Here is a 21,948-nt window from a genome sequence, read left to right as displayed (position 1 = left end):
TGCCGATCCGCTGTCGGATGCGCACGGCAGTGCCGTCGAGCCGATGGCGCGCGCGGCCCGCAGGTTCGGGGCCGCGGCGGGCCCTACAGGGAGCCGTGCACGACCTCGCCGGCGATCAGGGTGGCCGTGATCGCCGCCGCCCGGAGGCGCCCGGCCGCCGCGTTCGGGTCGTGGGCGATGTCATCGGCGCTCGGCAGCGCATCCGCCAGCACGACCAGGTCGGCCGGCTCCCCCGCGGCGATGCGGGTGCGCGCCGAGGCGCCGATCGCCTGCTCGAGCGCGATCGCCTCCTCCGGCTGCCAGGGCTGCTCGTCGCCGCGCGTGCGGGTGACGGCGGTCGCGATCGCACGCCACGGGTCGAGCGGGGTGACCGGCGCATCGGAGCCGAGCACGGCGCGCACGCCGCCGTCGAGCAGCGAGCGGATGCGGTAGGCGTCGCCGGCGCGGTCGCCCCAGAGCGAGTCGGTCAGCTCGCGGTCGTCGAGCGCGTGCTCGGGCTGCAGCGAGGCGGTGAGGCCGAGCCGGGCCATGCGCGGGATGTCGGCCGCGGCGACCAGCTGCGCGTGCTCGATGCGGTCGTCGGCGGTCGCGCGGCCCGCGACAGCCGCGCGCTCGAAGGCGTCGATGGCCGCGGTGACGGCGGCGTCGCCGATGGCGTGGACCGCCGCGCTGAGCCCGAGCCGGCTCGCGCGGGCCAGCAGCCGGTCGAGGTCGCGGTCGTCCTCGTTGCGCACGCCCCTGCCCGTCGCCCCCAGGCCGTCGTCGTACGGATGCGCGGTCCACGCCGTGCGGGTGCCGAGCGAGCCGTCGGTGATCACCTTGAAGCGGCCGACGCGCGCGGTGCCCGCGATCAGGTCGCCCGTGCGCAGGCCGCGCTGCTCCGCCAGGTCCAGGTCGTGCTGGTAGATGCCCGCCTCGACGTGCACCGCGGTCGCCCTGCCGGGCCGCTGCCAGGCGCCGACGGCGTCACTGAACTCGAGGTCGACGACCCCGACGACGCCTCGCGCGGCCGCGGCGGCCAGGGCGTCGACGACGTGACGGTCGAGCGTGTCGGCGTCGAGCATCCGCTCGATCACCTGCAGGGTCTCGAAGGCGGCCTCCTCACGCAGCAGCGGGCCGTCGAGTTCGAGGCCGAGGCGCGCGAGCATCGCGGAGTTGGGCCAGGAGCAGTGCACGTCGCTCGAGACGATGAGCGTGGGGACGGCGCCGGTCGCGTCATCGAGCTGTGTGAGCGTGGGCGCCGCGGGCCACAGCCCGTCGCGCATGCCGACCAGCACCAGCGGATCGTCGCCGGAGTGCGCGCGGGCGGCGTCGCGGACGATGGCCGCGGCCTCGGCGGCGCTGCCGGCCTCGAGCACGCTGGGGCGCGTGCGGTGGCGAGCCCACTGGCCCATGTGGGTGTGCTCGTCCCAGAGGCCGGGGATGACCGTCGCGCCCTCGAGGTCGTGCCGCTCGCCCGCGGACGGCGTGGAGCCGGCGGGGCTGACGCGATCGATGACGCCGTCGACGATGTCGAGGTCGGTCAGTGACTGATCGGCCGTGCTCGCGAGCAGGCGGACGTTCGCAAGGCGCATGCTCCGAACGCTACCGGCGGGCGGCGGTCACTGCGCGATCGCCCGACCCGGCTCGCGGCGGCGGGCGACGCGGTCGGGGATGATGCTCGCCCTCGGGGCGTGCTGGCGCAGCAGCACGACCAGGCTGCCGATCGCGCCGAGCACGCCGATGATGGCGATGATGGCGAGCCACGTGGGGTCCATGGCAGTCAGCTGACTGCCCCATGCAGGTTCCATGCCGCCATGATGCGCCTGCGTCGATCGCCGCGCCAGACGCGAGTTGCCTCGCTCAACAGCACGCGCGCCGCCGGTCGGGTGGCCGGCGGCGCGCGTGCGGATCAGAAGGCTCCGGCCCAGATGCGCTCGGGGTTCGGGTCGCGCGGGTCGCGGCGCTGCGGGGCGATCGAGACGTCGCGCGCGTCGCTCTCGGCGGCGATGCGTGCGACGAGCTCGTCGTGGTGCCGCTGCTCCTCCTGCTCGGCGATGCGGTCGCGCAGGCGCGCGAGCCGCGCGGGATCCATGACCACTCGTGGCGCCCGCTGACGGACGAGTGCCACGAGGGTGGCGGTGACTGCTGCCCCGCCGACGACGATCAGTGCGATGAGTGCGATGTCCATGGCAGAAAGTCTGCGCTTGCCAAGTTCCTGCCACCAGTGGCAGGATGGACAATGCTCGCCAAGATTCCGCCAAAGCGGTCGCAGACGCGGATGGCGGGACGGATCGAGGAGGACTCCATGCTCAAGGTCGCCTGCATCGTCGACGACGACGTCAACATCTTCGAGCTCGGCGTCGCCGCCGAGGTCTTCGGCTATGACCGCAGCGAGCGCGGCGTGCCCCGCAACGACTTCCGCGTCGTGACGCCCACGCCCGGCCCGGTGCGCGTCGCCGGCGGCCTCGGACTGCCGGTGATGGTCGAGGAGGGCCTCGACTTCGCCGACGAGGCAGACATCGTCATCGTCACCCCGTACGACGAGTGCAGCGCCGACGTCGGGTGCAGCGTGCCGGTGGCCAGGGTGCTGCAGCGGGCGGTGGCGCGCGGCGCGCGGGTGCTGACCATGTGCACTGGCGCGTTCGTCGCCGCCCGGGCCGGCGTGCTCGACGGCCACCGGGTCGCGACCCACTGGGCGCACGCCGACGAGCTCGCCGCCGAGTTCCCGCAACTGGTCGTCGAGCGCGACGCGCTCTGGGTCGACGACGGCCCGATCACCTCGAGCGCGGGCACCGCGGCCGCCATCGATGCGGCACTGCACCTGGTGCGCGAGCTGCAGGGCGCGCAGGTCGCGGCGACGATCGCTCGCTCGATGGTGGTGCCGCCGCTGCGCGACGGCGGCCAGAGCCAGTTCGCGATCGGCCCGGTCGCCGAGCAGCGCGCCGAGACGCTCGCGCCGCTCATCGACTGGATGGTCGAGCACCTCGACGAGGAGCACTCGGTCGCGGCGCTCGCCCGGCGCGCGAACCTCTCGGAGCGCACCTTCGCGCGCCGCTTCCGGGACGAGCTGGGCGCCACGCCTGCCGCCTGGCTCACCTCGCAGCGCGTGCAGCGCGCGCAGCAGCTGCTCGAGGCGACGGACCTGGGCCTGGATGTGGTGGCGCAGCGGTCGGGCTTCGGGCAGGCCGCGCTGCTGCGGCATCACTTCACTCGCCAGCTGGGCGTCTCGCCCTCGGCGTACCGTCGGCGCTTCGCCTGCCCGGAGCCCGAGACCGTGGCCGCCCGGCACTGATCGCCGCCTCGGGGTCGTGGCTCAGAGCCGTGCTCAGGGCCGCAGCACCACCGGGATCGACGGTAGGTAGTCGACGGCGGGCCTCGGGGGTGCCGATCGCCGGCAGTCGCTGAGCCGCCGTCGCAGCCGCTGCTCGATCGCACCGGCCGACGTACGCGGCTGGCGAGCACGGGCCGGTGTCCCGCGGGTGCGGGTCGGCTTCCCGGCGCGGGTGCGGGCCGGCGCCCCATCCCAGATGCGGACGGCCAGGCTCGGCGCGGCGTCGGCCGCGAGGACCGCGGCCCCACCCGCCGGCGACTCCGGCCCGTCCGCATCCGCGAGGATCGGCTCCGGGCCGCGCATGGCGGACGCGAGCGCGCCCCGCTGCACGGCGATCCGTGCCAGCGCGCCGATGCCGGGTGCCGATGCGATCCCACGCCGCTGGTCACCTCGAACACTGCGGGCGTAGCGATCCGGCGGCCGCAGCTGCGCGACGACGCGCCAGTTGCCGGGCTCGCCCACCACGACCAGCCGGCCGGCGTGCACCTCGTGATGGCAGTGGCTGCAGAGCAGAAGGCCGTTCTTCAGATCGGTCGGGCCTCCTCGGACCCACCAGAGCACGTGGTGCGCCTCGCACCAGGAGGCGGGTGCGCCGCAGTTGGCGCAGCCACCGTACTGCTTGGCCAGCGCACGGCGCTGAGCGCGGTTGAAGTCGCGCTTCGTGCGCCCCAGGTCGAGCACCTCGCCGCTCGCACTGACGACTGCGCGCTGCACGACGGCATCGCACAGGAGCCGGTCGACGGTCTCGATCGGCACGAGCGCACCCGTGTGCTCGATCTGGAGCGTGCGGTCGGGATGCTCGAGACCCCGACGGTAGGCCTCGAAGGCCTCTTCGGTGACGTTGAAGACCAGCCGCGGCACCTCGCCGCCAACGGTGGGCGCCTTGCCGGAAGCAGCCTGGGCTCGCACGATGCCGAGGAGCGCGTCGTGGCGTCGCTGCTCGATCGAGCGGTCGTCGACCGGCTCCTGCTGCTCGGCACTGTCGGCGTCATCGCGGAACCGCACGCGCACCCTGGGCCCGGTCAGCGCGTCGAGCATCGCTTTCAGCTCCGAGCCCGCCTCTGGCGTGAAGAGCGCCTCGAGCGGCCACATGCCGTCGGCGCGCTGCCACAGCTTGAGCGAGCGCATCGCCCGCTGCCGCTCGCCGTTCGGCTGCACGCCGTCTGGGTCGATGACCGCGGCGAAGAGTCGTGCCTGGTCGACCAGCAGCTCCGGCGCGAGCGGTCGCTCGGGGTCGAGGGCGGCATCCACGAGGCAGCGCTCGGCCCAGGCGAGCTGCTCGAGGTCGGCGCGCGACGCCGCCGGCTCCAGCGTGCGCACGATCGCTCGCGCCTGCGACAGCGACAGCTCGCCCGCGTCGAGCGCGGTCGCCACGCTCGGGTACTTGATCTCGATGTCGCCGCCGGTCATGCTCATGCCGCGAGCGGTCGAGCGAGCCATCGACAGGAGGTCCTGCGCCTCGCGCACGCGGATGCCGAAGGCTGCAGCGACGGCCTCCTTCGCGCTGTCCTTGCCCAGCTTGCGGCACAGGTCGGTCTCGGGCGAGCCGAGGGAGCGGGAATCGATCGCGCCCGCCAGCCGCACCTGCTGCGCCTGGACGAGCCGAGCGAGCGCCGCGATCTGCGTCAGCAGCCCAGCGATCTCGGCCTCGGGAGCGGACTCGAGCGCAGCGGCATCGGCGAACGCAGCCTGCGCGGCTGCGACCGCGGCTGCTGCCTGCTCGATCCTCGTCACCATCGACTCCTCCGATCCCGCCGTCACCGCCGGGTGCGCATCCTCTTCGAACGTCTGTACGGAGAGTATGCGGTGCCACTGACACGGCGCGGCGGGCACTGGACGGCTGTGGAGAACGCGCGACGCCGCGCTGCCCACCGACCCGACCCGACGCATCCGGGCACGCAGCCGACCTCAGCCCAGCGCGCTCCACCCCTCGGGCATGTAGCCCTCGGCCTCGAGCACGAAGCGGCCGACCGGCGTCGCGGGCCGCTTCTGGATCTTCGCGACCGACGAGCGCAGCTCCTTGAACGGCTTGCCGTAGACCGTCACCTCGCGGCTCGCCTCGTACTCCTGATCGGGCCGCTCGCGCGGGATCGTCAGCACGCGCCCGGTCGCCCATGCCGGCTCCTGCGGCATCACCGGCTGCAGCTCGATCACGCGCTTCTCGGGCTCGAGGAACCCGCTGAACGCGACCGGGTCGCCGCCGCCCACCGGGGTGAGCCACCGCATCCATGCACCGGGGTCGAAGGCGGGCAGCGGATGCGTCGCCGCGGCCTCGAGGGCGCGGCGCGTGCCGACCTGCCAGCGCTGATACTCGACGTCGTCGCTGCCGTCGAAGACGAACAGCTGCAGTTCGAGCAGCGCGTCGTCGGCGGCGAGCGCGTGCTGCTCGATCACGAGCGTGTCGGCGCGCACGGCGCCGTAGGTCCACGGGTGTCGCGCCTTGCCGAAGCGCGTCGCCGCCTCGATGATGAGGCCGCCCGACTCCTCGTCGAGCTCGGCCTCGACGCGGAACGGCACGCCCCGCTCGTCGATCGCCCAGAGCCCGTAGGGGTTCACCGGCGCGTCGCCCTCGCGCTCGGCCGGCGGCTCCTGCAGGAAGCGGTCGGGCATGGAGGCGATCAACAGGTCGCGCTCGTCCGACTCCCACTCGTCGTCGAGCGTCGTGTCGGTGCGCACCTCGGCATCCTTGGCCTCGGGCTCCAGCTCGAGCTCGACCACCCAGCCGAAGTCCTCATCGAGGTCGACCACCTGCTTGACGGCGGTGCTGTAGACGCCGGGCGGGATCTCGCCGGCGCCCTCGGGCACCAGCACGTAGGTGCGCGCCAGCCCGGTGGGCGTGCCGGAGAGCGCGATCTCGACGATCGGCCCGCGCCGCGTCTCGAGGAAGCCGAGCAGGGGGAAATCGAGCTCGGCTACGGTCTGGGTCACGGGGCAACGGTAGCCGAGCCGCGTCCCGATCCGCCGCCATGCGGGCGAATGCTCGAGCAGCGTGGACAAGCAACCTCTCGACACCTGGGCATGCCAGGCTGACGCCATGCGCGGACCAGCAGTGCTCCTCATCCTCGCGGCACTCGTCGTCGTCGAGTTCGTCGCGTGGCTGATCCTGTCGATGTGGGGCTGGATCATCGGCTCACAATGGGGAGATGCGGCCGGCGCGATCGGCGCAGTGGCTGCCTTCGTGCTCGTGACCACCGCCTGGGCGCTGCTCGCCGCACGCAAGGCGAAGACACCGCGGCCGGTGAAGTGGGTGGCGAAGGCGGTCATCCTCGGCGGCGCGGTCGCCACGCTCGCCGGCACCGGCCAGGTCACGGCTGCGATCGCGCTCGGCATCGTCACGCTCGTGCTCGTGGTGGTGTGCGAGACGGAGCCGGTGCGCGAGACGCTCGACGTGCTCGCTGAGCCGCGGCGCTGACGACGCTCAGGAAGCACCTGGGGCGCGTGAGGCATCCTCGAATCATGAGAGCCCGCACCGCCACCGTCACCGCCGCAGCCGCGATGGGCGCCTGCGCCATCGCCCTCACCGCCTGCGCGTCGCAGCCCACCGTCACCGAAGTCTGGCGCGTCGACGCCCCGGTGATGCGTCCACCGGTCGAGATCGACGGCGTCCTCATCGCGCCCGTGAGTGACGGTGACGACGACTACAGCATGCAGGCGTGGGATGGCGAGACCGGTGAGCAGTTATGGGCCCAGGAGGCGACCACCTGGGCTGACGGCAGCCTTTCCTCCGCGTGGGCGCTGAGCGCTGAGGGCAACGAGGTGGCGATGTTCATGGTGCCCGGCGAACACGGCATGACCTGGCGCATGGTCGACCCACGCAGCGGCGACGAGATCGCATGGCAGGCAGCTGGCGACGATCTCGAGACCTCGTGGGAAGAGATCAGGAACATCGGAGCGTGCGAGCCCACGAGCGAGCCCCGCGCGCTCTGCTTCTCGGTGCCCGACGGCGAGTACAGCCAGTTCCTGCGGCTGGGCCCGGAGGTCGCTCTTGGCGAGATTCCGCTCGTCGAGCGTGATGAGGGCCTGTATTCCTTGAACGTAGGCCTCTATCAGGATGGCGGGACAGCAGAGATCTCGCTGCAGTCGGCTGGCCAGCGGGTCTGGTCGCAGCCCTTCTCGGCGCTGTTCGACCGAGAGCCGTCCGGGGACGAGGTCGTCGAGGTCATCACCGGCGACGAGGAGATCATCCTGCTGGAATCCAACGGCACCTACGCTGACGACGACGATGCATGGGACGAGGCTGCGATCAGGACGGTTGCGATCGATCCGGCATCGGGCGAGACGTCGTGGTCACGTGATGGCTTGCGACTGCTGCAGGTTGATCTGCGCAGCGGTGTCGCGACGGGCCTCGCCTACAGGAGCGGCGCCTATGCACCCGACGCCGACGGCGACGGCAGCAGTGAAGCTGTCGACGTCGATTACGACATCGTTCGAGCCGATCTGACGACCGGAGAGAACCTCTGGTCGGTTCCCTGGAGCCAGGCGCTGTTCGACGAGTCGAACCGGCATGACACGTATTCCATGACCTCCCCTCGCGGCCTGCTGCTGCAGAGCGATGACGGCCCCGTCGTGATCGACATCGACTCCGGTGCGGCCACGCCGGTCCCTGACGGCGTCGCGCTGCCCTGCGTGTCGCTCGACCCGCTGGAGCGTGCTTGGAATCGCGGTGGAGAAGACGCGACGCTCGTGCGTTTCAGCGAGAGCACCTGGTGCTCGCCCGAGCACGAGCCCATCGCAGAGCCAGTGCTCGACCCCATGATCGTCTCGCTGCTCGGCATCGAGACGGGCGACGGCGTCAACGTGCTGCTGGAGGCGACCGGGCTGGTCGCCTACCGGACGAGCGAGTGACGGCGGAAGCCACCACGAGTCTCGTGGCGTACGCCCCTGCCGGCTGAGCAGCTCAGGTCAGCAGCGCGCCGCTGCCGGGCGGCAGCGAGAGCTCGCCCGAGACGGCGACGTCCGGATGCGTCTGGAAGCGGATGCGTCGACGCGTCACGGGCACGGACTGCGGCTTGTCGCCGACGTTGAGCACGATCTCGACCGGGGCCCCGACCCCCGAGCCGCGGCGCACGAGCCGCAGCACGCCGGCCTCCTCGAACACCTCGACGCGGCCGTGGCTCCAGTGCGGATCGGTGAGCGCCGGCAGCTCGCGTCGCAGCGACGCCAGCTGCCGGTAGCCGTCGAGCACCCGCGCATGCCGCTCGCGGCGCACCTCGCTCCAGTCGAGCTTCGAGCGCTCGAAGGTCGCCGGATCCTGCGGGTCGGGCACGACCGACTCGTCCCAACCCATCCGCTCGAACTCCGCCAGTCGCCCCTCGCCGGTGAGCCGGCCGAGCTCGGGCTCGGGGTGCGAGGTGAAGAACTGGAACGGCGTCGAGGCCGCCCACTCCTCCCCCATGAACAGCATCGGCGTCGACGGGCCGGCGTAGAGCAGCAGCGCCGCGCACAGCAGTTGCGACTCGGTGAGCGCCTCGGTGATGCGGTCGCCGCGGGCGCGGTTGCCGATCTGGTCGTGGTTCTGCGCGCTCACGACCAGCCGCCACGAGAGCGAGCGCTCCGTGTCGATCGGATGCCCGTGGTCGCGCCCGCGGAAGGAGGAGTGGGTGCCGTCGTGGAAGAAGCCGCGCTCGAGCGTCTTCGCGAGCGCGCCCAGCGGCACGAAGTCCGCGTAGTAGCCGTGCGTCTCGCCGGTCAGCGCCACGTGCAGGCCGTGGTGGAAGTCGTCCGACCACTGCGCGTCGAGCCCCCAGCCGCCGGCCTCGCGCGGGGTGATGAGCACCGGGTCGTTCATGTCGCTCTCGGCGATCAGCTCGAGCGGGCGGCCCAGGTGCGCCGCGAGCGCTGTGGTCTCGATCGCCATCTGCTCGAGGATGTGCGTCTCGCCGTGCTCGGTCGACGCCGTGTCCACCAGGGCGTGCACGGCGTCGAGCCGCAGCGCGTCCACGTGCATGTCCTCGAACCAGAAGCGCAGGTTGTCGAGGATGTACCGGCGCACCTCCGGCTCGGCGAGGTTCACGTGCTCGCCCCAGGTCGAGCGGCCCTCGGTAGAGAGGTACGGTCCGAAGCGCGGCAGGTAGTTGCCGCTCGGGCCGAGGTGGTTGTAGACCACGTCCTGCACGACGGCGAGCCCCGCGTCGTGCGCGGCGTCGACGAAGCGCTGGTAGGCGGCCGGGCCGCCGTAGCCCTCGTGCACCGCGTACCAGGCGACCCCGTCGTAGCCCCAGTTGTGCGTGCCGTTGAAGCCGTTCACCGGCAGCAGCTCGACGTGCGTCACGCCGATCTCGAGCAGGTGGCTGAGCCGCTCGGCGGCCGCGTCGAGCGTGCCCTCGCGCGTGAACGTGCCGATATGCAGCTCGTACAGCACGCCGCCGGCGATCGGCCGCCCCGTCCAGTCGGCGTCGTCCCAATCGTGGGCGGATGCGTCCCACACGCGGGAGCGCTCGTGCACCCCGTGGGGCTGGCGTCGCGACCGCGGGTCGGGCAGCACGTCGTCCTCGTCGCCGATCTGGAAGCCGTAGTCGCCGGCGGGCGCGACGGCGTGCCACCAGCCGCCGTCCTCGCGCGCCATCTCGACGCTGGACGGCTCACCCCTGGGGTCGCCCGCGACGACGCGCATGCGCTCGGCATCGGGCGCCCACACCCGGTAGTCGTGCTGCTCGCTCATGCTTCCGATGGTCGCAGGTGCGGCTCCGTGAGCGGTGGGAGTTCGCCGGATGCGCGCGAGGCTTGAGCGCGGTCAGGGGCGGGCGTCGCGGTGCGACCGGGCGTCGCGGAACCACTCGGTGGAGCTCGGCAGGAACAGCAGACCCGAGAGCAGCAGCCAGGCGGCGCTGATGGCGGCGGCGACCAGCAGCTCGCCCGAGGCGGCGCCGGAGACCACGCGGCTCACGGCCGTGACGGCGGCGATCGCGAGCAGCGCCCAGCGGCCGGCCTCGCGGGCTCGTGTCGCGGCGAGGACCGCGAGCGCCAGGGCGACCAGGATGGCGGCTGCGAGCGAGAGCGGCAGCGGGCCGGGCACGGCTGCGTCACCCGCCGTCCCGCTGGCGATCGTGCCGTGCGGCACCCCGAGGGCGAGCAGCCCGAGGCCCGGCTCGGTGGTGCCCAGCACGCCGAGCACCACGAGCGCGGCGCAGCCCAGCACGAGCACGACGTGGGCGCGCAGGCTCGCCTGCAGCCAGCCCGTCACCGCGCAGCCCTCACCGGACGGTCCTCACCGGTCGGTCCTCACCGGTCGGTCCTCACCAGTCGGTCCGCCCTGCCTCGCGGCGCATCACGCGTCGGCACGGGTCAGCAGCGCCACCGGCAGGGCGCTCAGCAGCACGCCCACCGGCACCTCGCCGCTCGCGATCGCGCGGCCGGTGAGCAGCTCGTGCCAGCCGCCCGACCCCTCCGGCGGCTCGGGCAGCCGGATGCTCGTCTCGCCCCAGCCGCCGCGCGCCGCCAGCGCGATCGGCAGCCGGGTGGCGATCGCGATCGCGCCGCCGCGGTCGTAGGCGATCGCGTGCTCGGCGGCGTCGCCGCGCGCCAGCAGCGGCCGGTAGTCCTCGAAGCGCTCGGGGTGGGCGCGGCGCAGGCGCAGCGCCTCGCGCACGAGCCGGGTCTTGGCGACCTCCACGTCCCACTCGCCCGACAGCGGCTCGCGCGCCTGCTCGCGCAGCGCATCCATTCGTCCCCAATCGACCGGTCGGCGGTTGTCGGGGTCGACGAGCGATTGCTCCAGCGCCTCGGAGCCCTGGTAGACGTCGGGGAAGCCCGGGATCGTCAGGTTGAGCAGCTTCGCCGCGAGCACGTTCGAGCGGAAGCCCGCCTCGGTCTCGGCGAGGAACGCCTCCACCGCCCTGCTCGCCGGGCCGGCCACGACGTTGCGCACCAGCTCGGCCAGCTGCGACTCGAAGCCCGCGTCCGGATCGGTCCAGTGCGTGTCGACATCGGCCTCGCGGGCGGCCTTGCGCATGTAGGCGACCAGGCGGTCCTCGCTCGCCGGCCACGCACCGACCATCGCCTGCAGCAGCAGGTTGACGAACGCGCGGCCCTGCATCGGCGCGAAGATCAGCAGCTTGTCGAGCAGCTCCTCCCAGGTGCTCGGCAGCTCGGCGATCGTCGTGATGCGCGCGCGCACGTCCTCGCCGCGCTTCGTGTCGTGGGTGGAGAGCGCGTTCATCGCGTGCGGCCACTCGGCCTGCCGCCTGCCCATCAGCGCGTGGAAGTCGGCCGGCTCGATCGAGAACACCTCGGGGTCGCCGCCCACCTCGTTGAGGCTCGTCAGCCGCGAGTAGCGGTAGAAGGCCGTGTCCTCGACGCCCTTCGCCATCACCATGCCGCTGGTCTGCTGGAAGCGCAGCGCCACGGGCTGACGGGGGTTGCCGAGCACCGGCAGCAGTTCGTCGATCGTGCCGGCGAGATCCGGTCGGGCCGCCTTCGCCCGCTCAGCGGCGGTGCCGAGGTGCTCGAGCCCCTCCGGCAGGTAGGAGCGGTAGACGGGGAACGAGGCGAGCAGCTCGGCGAGCGCATCGGCGGTGTCGGCCGGCGCACCCCCGGACTCCTCGTATCGGTCTCCCCACGCATCCGCCGCCCGCACCTCGCGCTCGAGCCGCAGCACCTCCGCGCGCAGGATCGTGTCGGCGACGCGACGCTTCGTGCCGTGCGTCATGGCCGCCCAGTCGACGCGCTCGCCGCCCCGCAGCCGCGCATCGAGCGCGTCGAGGGTCGCCGCGGCCGAGCCGTCGGTGAGCACCCGGTCGATGGCGCCGAGCGTGTCGTAGCCGGTGGTGCCCGCCGTCGCCCAGCGCGGCAACTGCTCGCCCGGCTCGAGGATCTTCTCGACCAGCACGAAGGCGCCGCCGGTGAGCCGGTCGAGGTCGTCGAGGTAGCCGGCCGGGTCGCGCAGGCCGTCGGGGTGGTCGACCCGCAGCCCCTGCACGAGCCGCTCGTCGAACCAGCGCTCGATCTCGACGTGCGAGGCCTCGAACACCTCCGGCAGCTCGACCCGCACGGCCGCGAGCGACGAGACGGCGAAGAAGCGCCGGTAGTTCAGCTGGTCGTCGCCCAGCTTCCAGTGCGCGAGCCGGTAGTGCTGCCGCTCGAGCACCTCCTGCGGCGTGCCCTCGCCGGTGCCGGGCGCGACCGGCAGCCGGGTGTCCCAGTAGCTGAGGGACTCGCGGTCGTTCGCGAGGCTCAGGTGCGCGACCGTGCCGTCCTCAGACCAGTCGTTGTCGCCCACGATCGGCAGCAGCAGCTTGCCGCCGCCCGCCTCCCAGTCGATGTCGAACGCATCCGCGAGTGGGCTCTCCGGCCCATCGCGCAGCACCTCCCACCACCAGTGGTTGTGCTCGGGGGTCGCGACGCCCATGTGGTTCGGCACGATGTCGACCAGCACGCCCATGCCGAGCCTGCGCGCCTCGGCGGCCACCGCATCCAGCCCCTCAGCACCGCCGCGTGCGGGGTCGACCTGCGTGTGCGAGACGACGTCGTAGCCGTGGTCGCTGCCCGACTCGGCCTGCAGGATGGGCGAGAGGTAGACCCAGTCGACGCCGAGGTCGGCGAGCGCCTCGAGCCGCGCCGCCGCATCGAAGAGGGTGAACGCTTCGTTGATCTGCAGTCGGTAGGTGCTCTGCGGCGTGCGCACGGCTCTCCTCAGGATTCGGTGGCGGATGCGTCAGTGGCGGATGCGTCAGTGGCGGATGCGTCAGTGGCGGATGCGTGAGTGGCGGATGCGTCGTCGGGCTCGGGCGCGGACGACGCGCGGTTGGCGGCGATGGAGGCGGCGACCGAGAAGTCGGCCTCCGCCGGCAGGGCGTGCTGGCGCAGCAGCGCGAACGAGCGGGGCGCGAGGCGGCCGGTCTCGCCGGCCCGGATGGCGCCGCCGCGCTCCTGCTCGGCGCCGGTGTCGATCAGCACATCCCACGCCTCTGCGTACTCGTCGGGCGGGATGGTGATCTCGCGCTCCTCCTCGCTCGCGTTGCAGTAGATGAGGAAGTGGCTGTCGGTGATGCGCTCGCCGCGCGGCCCGCGGCCTGGGATGCCGTTGCCGTTCAGGTACATGCCGAGCGTCTTCTCGGCCTCCATCGTCTGCCAGTCGTCGCCCGTCATCGGGGTGGCGTCGGGGCGCAGCCAGACGATGTCGTTGAGCCGCTCGCCGTCGCCCGTGCGCACGTCGCTGCCGGTGAAGAAGCGCTTGCGGCGGAAGGCGGGATGCTCCTTGCGCAGCCTGGCGACCGCGGCCGTGAACTCGATGAGCGGCTGGTCGATGCTCGACCAGTCGATCCAGCTGAGCTCGGAGTCCTGCGCGTAGGTGTTGTTGTTGCCGCGCTGCGTGCGGCCGAGCTCGTCGCCGTGCAGCAGCATCGGCACGCCCTGGCTCAGCAGCAGCGTCGCCAGGAAGTTGCGCTGCTGGCGGGCGCGCACCTGCAGGATCTCGGCGTCGTCGGTGGGGCCTTCGGCGCCGTAGTTGTACGAGCGGTTGTGGCTCTCGCCGTCGTTGCCGTCCTCGCCGTTCGCGTCGTTGTGCTTCTCGTTGTAGCTCACGAGGTCGCGCAGCGTGAAGCCGTCGTGGGCGGTGACGAAGTTGATGGATGCGACGGGTCGCCGCCCCGAGTGCTCATAGAGATCCGCCGACCCAGACAGGCGGGTGGCGAACTCACCCAGCGCCGTCGGCTCGCCGCGCCAGAAGTCGCGCACCTCGTCGCGGTACTTGCCGTTCCACTCGGCCCAGACGGGCGGGAAGTTGCCCACCTGGTAGCCGCCGGGGCCGATGTCCCAGGGCTCGGCGATGAGCTTGACCTGACTGACCACCGGATCCTGCTGCACCATCTCGAAGAAGGTCGAGAGCTTGTCGACGTCGTAGAACTCGCGCGCCAGCGTCGCGGCGAGGTCGAAGCGGAAGCCGTCGACGCGCATCTCGGTCACCCAGTAGCGCAGGCTGTCCATGATCATCTGCAGCGGGTGCGGGCGGCTCACGTTGAGGCTGTTGCCGGTGCCGGTGTAGTCCATGTAGTGCTGCTCGTCGCCCTCGACCAGGCGGTAGTAGGCCTGGTTGTCGATGCCGCGCCAGCTGAGCGTCGGGCCCATGTGGTTGCCCTCGGCGGTGTGGTTGTAGACCACGTCGAGGATCACCTCGATGCCGGCCTCGTGCAGGGCCTTCACCATGGCCTTGAACTCCTGCACCTGCTGGCCGCGCTCGCCGGTGCCGGCGTACTCGGCGTGCGGGGCGAAGAAGCTGAGCGTGTTGTAGCCCCAGTAGTTGCGCAGGCCCTTCTCGACCAGCACCGCGTCGTGCACGAACTGGTGCACGGGCATGAGCTCGATGGCGGTGACGCCGATCTTCTGCAGGTGCGCGATGATCGCCGGATGCGCGAGGCCCGCGTAGGTGCCGCGCAGCGACTCGGGCACATCCGGGTGGGTCTGCGTGAGGCCCTTGACGTGCGCCTCGTAGATGATCGTCTCGCTCAGGGGCGTGTTGGGATGGCGGTCGCCGGACCAGTCGAAGAACGGGTTGATGACGACGCCCTTGATCATGTGGGGCGCGGAATCCTCGTCGTTGAAACTGAGCGGGTCGCCGAAGGTATAGCTGTGCAGCGGCTGGCCCCAGTCGATCGTGCCGGTGGTGGCCTTCGCGTAGGGGTCGAGCAGCAGCTTCGAGGGGTTGTGGCGCAGGCCCTTCGTCGGCTCGTAGGCACCGTGCACGCGGTAGCCGTAGCGCTGGCCGGGCTGCACCGTCGGGAGGTAGCCGTGCCAGACGTAGGCGTCGACCTCGCGCAGCTCGACCCGCGTCTCGGTGTCGTCCTCGTCGAACAGGCACAGCTCGACCTTCTCCGCCGACTCGGTGTAGAGCGCGAAGTTGGTGCCGGTGCCGTCGAACGTGGCGCCGAGCGGATACGGCTCGCCCGGCCAGAGCTGCAGGTCGGATGCGGTGTCAGTCACTCTGCCGAGTGTAGGTCGCGATCGTCTGCGGGGGCTGAGGGAGGTGGGATGCGCGGGAGCGCGGGACAACATGTGCACGCGGCTTCGGTCGAACCGCAGCACATCCCGCCGAACTCCGCTCGCGACGCCCAGCGCGCGTGCACATCTCAGCCGCGCGACCGCATCCGGCGCGGTCAAGCGCCGACGACGCGCTCCTCGCCGTCAGTGATGCGCAGCAGCTCGTCATAGCTGAGCATGAAGACCGCCTCGGGCACGCCCGCCGCCGCGGAGAGCTGCGGGTAGTCGCGCAGCGCCACGTCGACGATCGTGCGGATGGGCGCCGGGTGCCCCAAGGGAGCCACGCCGCCGATCACCTGACCGGTCGCGGCGCGCACCTGCGCCGGCGTCGCGCGCTCGATCGGGCCGGCGCCGAGCTGCTCGGCGAGCGCAGCCGTGTCGACGCGGTGGCGACCCGACGTCATCACCAGCAGCGGCGCATCCGCCATCCAGAAGATGAGCGAGTTCGCGATCGCGCCGACCTCGATGCCGAGCGCGGCCGCTGCGGCCTTCGCCGTGTGCACGCCCTCGGGGAAGTGGATGATCTCGCGCTCGATGCCGAGCTCGGCGAGCTGCTGCTGAATGGTCGCGGCCTTCGTCGGAAGCGTCATGGCTCCCATCCTGCCCGCCGCGACGAGCGGGCGCCGACGGCGCGCTCTCGACAAGTCGGATGCGCTGGGTCCCGGTCGCCGAGACGGCCACCGGCGCTGGCGTCGCGGCCCCGGCCCGAAAGGGCCGAGGCTCTGAGCTCCAGCGCGCATCAGGCGATGCGGCTGCCGGGGGCGAGCGTGCGGGCCGGCGCCCGCACTGCGGCGATCGCGCCCCACACGGCGAGCGACGCGAGCAGCACGTGGATGCCCATGCCGACGAACCAGCTCGGCGCGGTGCGCTCGTAGATGCCCTCGTACGGGTCCCGCCAGCTGCCGTCGGGGCCGTAGTCGGCGCACGACTCGACGTGCGGCGGCTCCTGCACGCTGCGCACGGCGATGCCGATCTGGCCGAAGACGTCGTCGGGGTAGCCGCTCGCATCGAAGTGCGGGGGGATGGCGTCGGCCAGGATCACGTAGGGGTTGGCGGCCAGCATCCACCAGACCCGATCGGGCCGCGGCACGACGGTCTCGTAGGTGCGGTCGGTGTCGCGGCAGATGGAGTCGCCCGTCTGCTCGTCGAAGTCCCACGCGAGCTCGGTGCGGGTCTCCTCGCTCTGGAAGGCGATCGTGCCGACGCCGAAGCCGATCAGCGTGCCCACCGAGAAGAACGCGACCACCAGATACGTCACGACCGTCGACAGCACGGGCTTGCGGATCAGCCCCGACAGCCCCACGCCGATCGCCGAGATCACGCCGATCTCGAGCACCACCAGCGGGATGGAGATGAGCACCGCCTCGATGCGCAGGCCGCCCAGCAGCGCACCGGCGACCATGAAGGGCACGCAGACGGCGAGGAAGCCGAGCGAGGCGATCCACGAGCCGAGCACCTTGCCGAGCACGAGCTGCGTGCCCGACACCTGCGTCACCTGCGTCGAGGCCAGCGTGCCGCCGTCGCGGTCGCCGTTGATGGCGTTGCCCGACAGCGCCGGCGTCACGAGCGAGGTGACCAGCATCACCAGGAAGATGGTGGTGGCGAAGATCGCGCCGCCGATGTCGCGCTGGTAGCCCTGCAGCGACAGCCACAGCACCACGATGACGCCGCCGACGACCAGCGCGACGATGCCCAGCAGCACGTACCAGGCGACCGAGCGCACCCGCTGCCGCAGCTCGAGCCCGACGACGACGCCGAGCATGCGCAGCCAGGCGGCGACGGATGCGCGGGGCGCGGCCGCCGGGGTCGGTGGCGGCGGCGATGCGGTCGTGGTCGCGCTCATCGAGCACCTCCCGAGGGGTCGGCGCCGTTCGCGAGGCCGAGGTAGGTGCGCTCGATGTCGCCGACCGCCGGCGCGAAGTGCGTGATGGCGACGCCGGCGCGCACGAGGCGACCCAGGACATCCGCCGCGTCCTCGTCGCGATCGAGCGCCACGTAGGCGATCTCGCCCTCGATGCGCACGCGGTCGAAGGCGACGCCGATGTTCGCCAGCTGGTAGTTGAGCGCCGAGGTGCCGGACGCGCCCTGGTCGAGCGCCCGGATGCGCCACTCGCGCGCCGCCTGCCTGGCGAGCACGAGCCGCTCGCCGCCGACCACCTCGCCGCGGTCGACGAAGACGGCGTCCTCGGCCATCTCGTCGAGCTCCGAGAGGTCGTGGCTCGAGATGAGCACCGTGCCGCCGCCGGCGGCGAAGCCGCGCAGCAGGCCGCGCAGCTCGACGCGGCTGGTGGGGTCGAGGCCGGCGGCCGGCTCGTCCAGCAGCAGCACGCGCGGGCGGTGCACGAGCGCGCGGGCGAGGCCGAGCCGCTGCTGCTGGCCGCGCGAGAGCACCCGGCTGGGGCGGTCCGCGAGCTCCTCCAGCCGGGCCTCGACGAGCAGCTCGTCGGCGCGAGCGCGGGCGGCCGCCCTGGGGATGCCGTGCAGCCGGCCGACGGTCGTGAGGATCACGCGGGGCGAGAGGGTGCGCCAGGTGCCCAGCACATCCGGCATCCAGCCCATCGCGCGCCGCACCGCTCGCGGGTCGTGCACCGGATCGGCGCCCTCGATGCGGATCGAGCCGGCTTCCGGCGCCAGCAGCGATGCGAGCATCAGCAGCAGCGTGGTCTTGCCGGCGCCGTTCGGGCCGATCAGGCCGGTGACGCGGCCGGGCAGCGCGTGGAAGCTCATCTCGCGCACCGCCTGCACCGAGCCGAAGCTGCGCGCGACGCCCTCGACGACGATGCCGCCGGCGTCGGGCGCGTGCGCGTCGTGATCCGTCATGCGCTCATCCTGCACGGGGAAGCGATGGATTCTGCACGGCTCGCCTGCAAGATCAGCCGAGCGGATGATGCCGCTCGCGCGGCCCGGCGGATGATGCCGCTCGCGCGGCCGGGCGCGCCTACGCTGGAGCGGTGCCCCGCATCCGTCGTCTCTCCTCCGGCGGTCTGCTCGCGGGCGTGCTGCTGGTGCTGTGCTCGATCGCCTCGGTGCAGTTCGGCGCGTCGATCGCGAAGACGCTCTTCGACCGCATCGACCCGGCGGCGCTGACCCTGCTGCGACTCGGGATCGCGGCCGTGGTGATGCTGCTGATCGCGCGCCCGCGCATGCGCTCGTGGAACCGGGCGGCCTGGCGCTCGATCGTGTTCCTCGGGCTCTCGCTCGCGGCCATGAACCTGCTGTTCTACCTGGCGCTGCCGCGCATCCCGATCGCGGTCGCGGTGACGCTCGAGCTCATCGGGCCGCTCGTGCTGGCGCTCGTGCAGTCGCGGCGCGCCGTCGACTTCGCCTGGGTGGGGCTCGCCGCGATCGGCGTCGGCGTGCTCGGCGCGCAGTCGATCGGCGGAGCGCTCGATCCGCTCGGGGTGGTCTTCGCGCTCGCTGCGGGCGTCTGCTGGGCGCTGTACATCCTCGCCTCTGCCTCGGTGGGCCGGCACGTGGCCGGCGTCGGCGGCCTCGCGGGCGCGCTCGTGATCGCGACGATCGCGGTGCTGCCGTTCGGGCTGCTCGGCGCCATCGACGCGCTCGCGGCCGACGTGAGCGTGCTGCTGCCGGCGTTCGCGGTGGCCATGCTCTCGAGCGCGATCGCCTACGGCCTCGAGATGCTCGCGCTGCGCCGCGTGCCGACCCGCGTGTTCGGCATCTTGATGGCGCTCGAGCCCGCGGCGGCCGCGATCTTCGGCTTCCTGGTGATCGGCGAGCTGCTGGGCACGCTCGACCTGCTGGCGCTGGCGCTCGTGGTGGCAGCCTCGGCGGGGGTCGCGCTCACCGCCGCACGGGTGCGGCCGATGCCACCGACGACGGGGCAGATGCCGCTCGTGCCGTGAGAGACGGCCGCTGCGATGGCGTGGGTGCCGTGCGCGGCGGGGCCGCGCGACCGCGTGCCTCGACCGCGCCCGATCCGCCCTGCTACGCTCGCCGCACCCCGGTTCGCCGTCCACTGGCACGCCCGGGCCGTCGAGAGGAGGCCGCGATGTTCACCCGCACCGCCGCCCTCGACGACCGCTCCTCCCTGTAGGCCCGCGCCCTCGAGGCCGGCTCACCCTTCCGCGACGTGCGCTGCGCGTCGCCGACTGGAGGACCACATGGAGCTCCGCTCCCCCGCCTCGACCGACGAGGCACTCCGCTGGCTGCGCGCCAGCACCTTCACCATCGACACCCCCGCCAACCGATCCCGGCTGGCGGCCGCCTCCCTCGAGCGCACCTTCGAGAAGGGCCACCGGCGGCCCGACCTCGTGTGGGCGGCAACCGAGGGCGAGCACGTGCGCGGGCTGGTCGCCGCGCGCGACTTCGGTGAGGCGCGCCTCATCGACGTGCTGTGCCTGCCCGACGATCAGGAGGCATCCGCCGGGCTGCTGCGACGGGCCACCGAGTGGGCGCTGCCGAGCGACGAGGCCGAGGTCTCGTTCGGCGGACCGGCCGAGCAGCCGCTCGGCGACCCCGCGGTGCTGTCGGTGCTCGCGCCGCTCGATGCGCTCGGCTGGCGGGTGCTCGTCACCCGGCGGCACTACGAGCTGCCCGTTGACGCGCTCAGCGCTCGGCCGACGCCCGGGCTGCGGCTCGAGCGAGCCGGTGAGGGCGACGAGGATCGCCTGGTCTCGCTGCTCGAGCGGGTGCTGCCCGGCTCGCTCGACGTGCGCGACCGGCTCGCGGTCGCCGAGCACGGGCTCGAGATCGCGGCGCAGCGCTGGGCGCGCGAGCTGCTGCACGCCGACCCCATCGACTCCATCAGGTTCGCGGTCGCGGAGGGACCTGACGGCAGCTGGGACGCGGGACTGGTCTCGTGGATCACGCTGCCGAGCGGCATCGGGCTGGTGCCGCAGGTGGGCGTCGCCGAGCCTGCTCGCGGCCGCGGGCTGGGGCGCGAGCTCGTCGCGGCTGCGACGGCCGAGCTGCTGGCGAGCGGCGCGCACACGCTGATCGCCGACACCGACGACGCGAACGTGCCGATGCAGCGGGCGTTCGCGGCCGAGGGCTGGCACGCGACCGAGTCGCGCATCGACCTGCACCTGCCCTAGCAGGCGTCGGCGCCGGCACGGCGAGCCCGGCGCCGGCCCCGGCGCGGTCGTCCCCGAGCCGGGGGCGGGATGATGGATACGTGGACGGGCGCGACGAGGAGGCACGGCGGTGGGCGCCGCCGGGCCATCCGGCCGCGCGCGAGCGCCGCGGCGAGCCGCAGCCCGAGCAGCAGCCGCCCTCGGCGGCCGCGCCGTGGACCCGCGGTCTGCGGCCGACCCGGGGGCCGCAGGACGCATCCGTCACCCCGCCCTCGGAGATCGAGGCGCCCGAGCCGCCGTGGGTCGCGCCGCCGGAGCCCGAGGGCGACGGGAAGCGGGAGAAGTCGATGCTGCCGCTCGCCATCGGCATCGCGCTGCTGGCCGTGCTGGCGTGCGTGCCGCACTGGGTGGCACCGACGATCGCGCTGATGGTGGCCCTCGTGGGCGTGCCGATCGCGTGGGGGTTCCGCCGCATCTCGCACGGCCGGCGGCGCGTGCAGTACATCGTGGTGGTGCTGACGCTGCTGCTGATCGCCGCGCTGTCGGTCATCGCGCCGCTGACGTGGCTGGAGCTGGGCGTGCTGCAGCCGCTGACGGTGCCGGACGTGCCCGCGCCGGAGTAGCGGCGCCGACACGACCCGGCCCGAGTGAGCGGTGCAGGCGGTCGCGTCAGCCGACCGCCGCGGCTGGCCGTGTCAGCAGCTGCCCGGCTCGCGCAGCGCCGGGTCGGCGAGGATGCCGCCGTCGATGTCGAAGTCGGCGACGATCTCCTCGCCGGTCACCTCGATCGACTGCAGCGCGAGCGCGGCCGGGAGGTGCTCGGCGATGCACAGGCGGCGATCCTCCAGGAGCGGGTCGAGCAGGCCGAAGAGCTGGCCGCGCAGCTGGTCGGCGGTGACCGAGGCGTCGCCGATGGTGCCCTCGGCGGGCGTGAGCACGATGTCGCCCTCAGCGACGGAGGGCTCGAACGCCACCCCCACCGGGATGGTCACGCCGAGCAGCTCGACCTCGCCCGACGCCGTGACGTTCGGCGCCGCGAGGCCCACCGTCTCAGCGGGGAAGCCGTCGATCGTCGCGAGCAGCGTGCGCAGCTGCTCGGGCATCATCCGCACCTCGGCGGCGCCTCCCTCCGCAGGCGCGTCACCGCGGATCGGCACGCCCTGCGCCTCCACGCGCACGTCACCGCCGACCGGGCCGACCGCGACGTCCTGCGAGGCGATGCGCACCTGGTCGAGCGTGCCGGTGAGCAGCTGCGGGAGGAGGATGCCGTCCACCTCCACGTCGATCGGGTGCTCGGCGGGCAGCGCGAGCTGCTCGGCGACGGCCGAGCGGATCATGCCCGGCACCACCTGCCGGGCGACGAGCTCGGCGACCACGACGAGCACGGCGACGACGACCAGCAGGATCACCAGCACGAGCACGCCGCGTCCGCGTCGGCGCCGCGGTGCGCCGGCGGCGGTCACGGGTGCGCCTCAGCGGTCGAGCGGCGTGCGGGTGCTGCGGTCATCCGGCGAGCGTACGGGTGCGTGCTCGGGGTTCGCCGAGAGCCGGTGACCCGTTGACGTCTCCGGCCCGGCGCGCGAGGGTCGTGCCATGGCCACAATCATCGCAACCGAGGCGGTCGCGCTC

The 21,948-nt window shown here is 72.9% G+C and carries 20 protein-coding genes; 6 read left to right on the top strand and 14 right to left on the bottom strand.

The annotated features are described in order from the left end of the window. Positions 1-83: 83 nt before the first annotated feature. The 3 genes from J1M46_RS13030 to J1M46_RS13020 all read right to left on the bottom strand — a co-directional run bounded on the left by J1M46_RS13030 (position 84) and on the right by J1M46_RS13020 (position 2,170). A complete protein-coding gene (locus J1M46_RS13030) occupies positions 84-1,574 on the bottom strand; it encodes an amidohydrolase (protein ID WP_206448192.1) in 1,491 nt (496 codons plus the stop codon). Between the two features lie 27 nt (positions 1,575-1,601). Next, the gene (locus J1M46_RS13025; RefSeq protein WP_206448191.1) at positions 1,602-1,790 is read right to left on the bottom strand and encodes a hypothetical protein; all 189 of its coding nucleotides are present in this window, start codon (positions 1,788-1,790) and stop codon (positions 1,602-1,604) included. Between the two features lie 101 nt (positions 1,791-1,891). Beyond that, positions 1,892-2,170, bottom strand: a complete 279-nt coding sequence (locus J1M46_RS13020; protein WP_206448190.1) for a hypothetical protein — start codon at positions 2,168-2,170, stop codon at positions 1,892-1,894. Between the two features lie 117 nt (positions 2,171-2,287). Between J1M46_RS13020 and J1M46_RS13015 the strand changes: the two genes are divergently transcribed. Further along, positions 2,288-3,274, top strand: a complete 987-nt coding sequence (locus tag J1M46_RS13015) for a helix-turn-helix domain-containing protein (protein WP_206448189.1) — start codon at positions 2,288-2,290, stop codon at positions 3,272-3,274. Between the two features lie 33 nt (positions 3,275-3,307). Here the strand turns inward: J1M46_RS13015 and J1M46_RS13010 are convergent, their stop codons facing one another. Together J1M46_RS13010 and J1M46_RS13005 are read right to left on the bottom strand one after the other, a co-directional pair. Continuing rightward, positions 3,308-5,047 carry a DUF222 domain-containing protein gene (locus J1M46_RS13010; RefSeq protein WP_206448188.1) on the bottom strand — a complete coding sequence of 580 codons (1,740 nt, stop codon included), beginning with the start codon at positions 5,045-5,047 and terminating at the stop codon, positions 3,308-3,310. A gap of 174 nt (positions 5,048-5,221) precedes the next feature. After that, positions 5,222-6,241 (bottom strand): hypothetical protein, encoded by a 1,020-nt coding sequence (locus J1M46_RS13005; RefSeq protein ID WP_206448187.1) that lies wholly within the window; start codon positions 6,239-6,241, stop codon positions 5,222-5,224. 106 nt (positions 6,242-6,347) lie between these two features. Here J1M46_RS13005 and J1M46_RS13000 point away from each other — a divergent pair, with 106 nt between their 5' ends. Further along, positions 6,348-6,725 carry a DUF2568 domain-containing protein gene (locus tag J1M46_RS13000; protein ID WP_206448186.1) on the top strand — a complete coding sequence of 126 codons (378 nt, stop codon included), beginning with the start codon at positions 6,348-6,350 and terminating at the stop codon, positions 6,723-6,725. 44 nt (positions 6,726-6,769) lie between these two features. Continuing rightward, positions 6,770-8,158, top strand: a complete 1,389-nt coding sequence (locus J1M46_RS12995) for a PQQ-binding-like beta-propeller repeat protein (protein ID WP_206448185.1) — start codon at positions 6,770-6,772, stop codon at positions 8,156-8,158. Positions 8,159-8,210: 52 nt separating this feature from the next. On the opposite strand, the gene treZ is transcribed toward J1M46_RS12995, so the two are convergent. From treZ to J1M46_RS12960, 7 genes are all read right to left on the bottom strand, one after another. Next, a complete protein-coding gene (gene treZ / locus J1M46_RS12990) occupies positions 8,211-9,974 on the bottom strand; it encodes a malto-oligosyltrehalose trehalohydrolase (protein WP_206448184.1) in 1,764 nt (587 codons plus the stop codon). Positions 9,975-10,046: 72 nt separating this feature from the next. After that, entirely contained in the window at positions 10,047-10,496 is a 450-nt protein-coding gene (locus J1M46_RS12985) for a hypothetical protein (RefSeq protein ID WP_206448183.1), read from the bottom strand. An 84-nt stretch (positions 10,497-10,580) separates the two neighbouring features. Further along, a complete protein-coding gene (gene treY / locus J1M46_RS12980; protein WP_206448182.1) occupies positions 10,581-12,935 on the bottom strand; it encodes a malto-oligosyltrehalose synthase in 2,355 nt (784 codons plus the stop codon). A gap of 8 nt (positions 12,936-12,943) precedes the next feature. Further along, the gene (gene glgX, locus J1M46_RS12975; protein ID WP_206448734.1) at positions 12,944-15,208 is read right to left on the bottom strand and encodes a glycogen debranching protein GlgX; all 2,265 of its coding nucleotides are present in this window, start codon (positions 15,206-15,208) and stop codon (positions 12,944-12,946) included. Positions 15,209-15,402: 194 nt separating this feature from the next. Beyond that, complete coding sequence (locus tag J1M46_RS12970) at positions 15,403-15,876, bottom strand: YbaK/EbsC family protein (RefSeq protein ID WP_206448181.1); 474 nt, start codon at positions 15,874-15,876, stop codon at positions 15,403-15,405. A 149-nt stretch (positions 15,877-16,025) separates the two neighbouring features. Further along, positions 16,026-17,129, bottom strand: coding sequence for an ABC transporter permease (locus J1M46_RS12965; RefSeq protein ID WP_206448180.1), 1,104 nt, complete (start codon positions 17,127-17,129; stop codon positions 16,026-16,028). Further along, on the bottom strand, positions 17,126-18,106 hold the full coding sequence (locus tag J1M46_RS12960) for an ABC transporter ATP-binding protein (RefSeq protein WP_206448179.1): 981 nt from the start codon (positions 18,104-18,106) through the stop codon (positions 17,126-17,128). Before J1M46_RS12960 ends, J1M46_RS12965 begins: the two co-directional genes overlap by 4 nt. Positions 18,107-18,237: 131 nt before the next feature. Between J1M46_RS12960 and J1M46_RS12955 the strand changes: the two genes are divergently transcribed. From J1M46_RS12955 to J1M46_RS12945, 3 genes are all read left to right on the top strand, one after another. Beyond that, a complete protein-coding gene (locus J1M46_RS12955; protein ID WP_206448178.1) occupies positions 18,238-19,149 on the top strand; it encodes an EamA family transporter in 912 nt (303 codons plus the stop codon). A 258-nt stretch (positions 19,150-19,407) separates the two neighbouring features. Further along, positions 19,408-20,340: a GNAT family N-acetyltransferase gene (locus J1M46_RS12950; protein WP_206448177.1), complete on the top strand. Its 933-nt coding sequence runs from the start codon at positions 19,408-19,410 to the stop codon at positions 20,338-20,340. 80 nt (positions 20,341-20,420) lie between these two features. Next, positions 20,421-20,942, top strand: coding sequence for a hypothetical protein (locus J1M46_RS12945; protein ID WP_206448176.1), 522 nt, complete (start codon positions 20,421-20,423; stop codon positions 20,940-20,942). Positions 20,943-21,014: 72 nt separating this feature from the next. On the opposite strand, the gene J1M46_RS12940 is transcribed toward J1M46_RS12945, so the two are convergent. Together J1M46_RS12940 and J1M46_RS15690 are read right to left on the bottom strand one after the other, a co-directional pair. Continuing rightward, positions 21,015-21,782 (bottom strand): LmeA family phospholipid-binding protein, encoded by a 768-nt coding sequence (locus tag J1M46_RS12940; protein WP_206448175.1) that lies wholly within the window; start codon positions 21,780-21,782, stop codon positions 21,015-21,017. Between the two features lie 9 nt (positions 21,783-21,791). Beyond that, positions 21,792-21,914, bottom strand: coding sequence for a hypothetical protein (locus J1M46_RS15690; protein ID WP_274606938.1), 123 nt, complete (start codon positions 21,912-21,914; stop codon positions 21,792-21,794). Between the last annotated feature and the right edge of the window lie 34 nt (positions 21,915-21,948).

The sequence above is a fragment of the Agrococcus sp. KRD186 genome, from assembly GCF_017168255.1.
Lineage (GTDB): Bacteria > Actinomycetota > Actinomycetes > Actinomycetales > Microbacteriaceae > Agrococcus.
Note: the sequence above shows the minus strand (reverse complement) of the source record. Positions and strands in the feature narration are given on the sequence as shown.

Bases quoted from the DNA above. Each gene is read 5' to 3' on its own strand.
- J1M46_RS15690 (WP_274606938.1), bottom strand. From the start codon at position 21,914: ATGGCACGACCCTCGCGCGCCGGGCCGGAGACGTCAACGGGTCACCGG.
- J1M46_RS12970 (WP_206448181.1), bottom strand. From the start codon at position 15,876: ATGACGCTTCCGACGAAGGCCGCGACCATTCAGCAGCAGCTCGCCGAG.
- J1M46_RS12950 (WP_206448177.1), top strand. From the start codon at position 19,408: ATGGAGCTCCGCTCCCCCGCCTCGACCGACGAGGCACTCCGCTGGCTG.
- J1M46_RS13030 (WP_206448192.1), bottom strand. From the start codon at position 1,574: ATGCGCCTTGCGAACGTCCGCCTGCTCGCGAGCACGGCCGATCAGTCA.
- J1M46_RS13020 (WP_206448190.1), bottom strand. From the start codon at position 2,170: ATGGACATCGCACTCATCGCACTGATCGTCGTCGGCGGGGCAGCAGTC.
- J1M46_RS12960 (WP_206448179.1), bottom strand. From the start codon at position 18,106: ATGACGGATCACGACGCGCACGCGCCCGACGCCGGCGGCATCGTCGTC.
- J1M46_RS12995 (WP_206448185.1), top strand. From the start codon at position 6,770: ATGAGAGCCCGCACCGCCACCGTCACCGCCGCAGCCGCGATGGGCGCC.
- J1M46_RS13000 (WP_206448186.1), top strand. From the start codon at position 6,348: ATGCGCGGACCAGCAGTGCTCCTCATCCTCGCGGCACTCGTCGTCGTC.
- J1M46_RS13025 (WP_206448191.1), bottom strand. From the start codon at position 1,790: ATGGAACCTGCATGGGGCAGTCAGCTGACTGCCATGGACCCCACGTGG.
- treZ (WP_206448184.1), bottom strand. From the start codon at position 9,974: ATGAGCGAGCAGCACGACTACCGGGTGTGGGCGCCCGATGCCGAGCGC.
- J1M46_RS12965 (WP_206448180.1), bottom strand. From the start codon at position 17,129: ATGAGCGCGACCACGACCGCATCGCCGCCGCCACCGACCCCGGCGGCC.
- J1M46_RS13015 (WP_206448189.1), top strand. From the start codon at position 2,288: ATGCTCAAGGTCGCCTGCATCGTCGACGACGACGTCAACATCTTCGAG.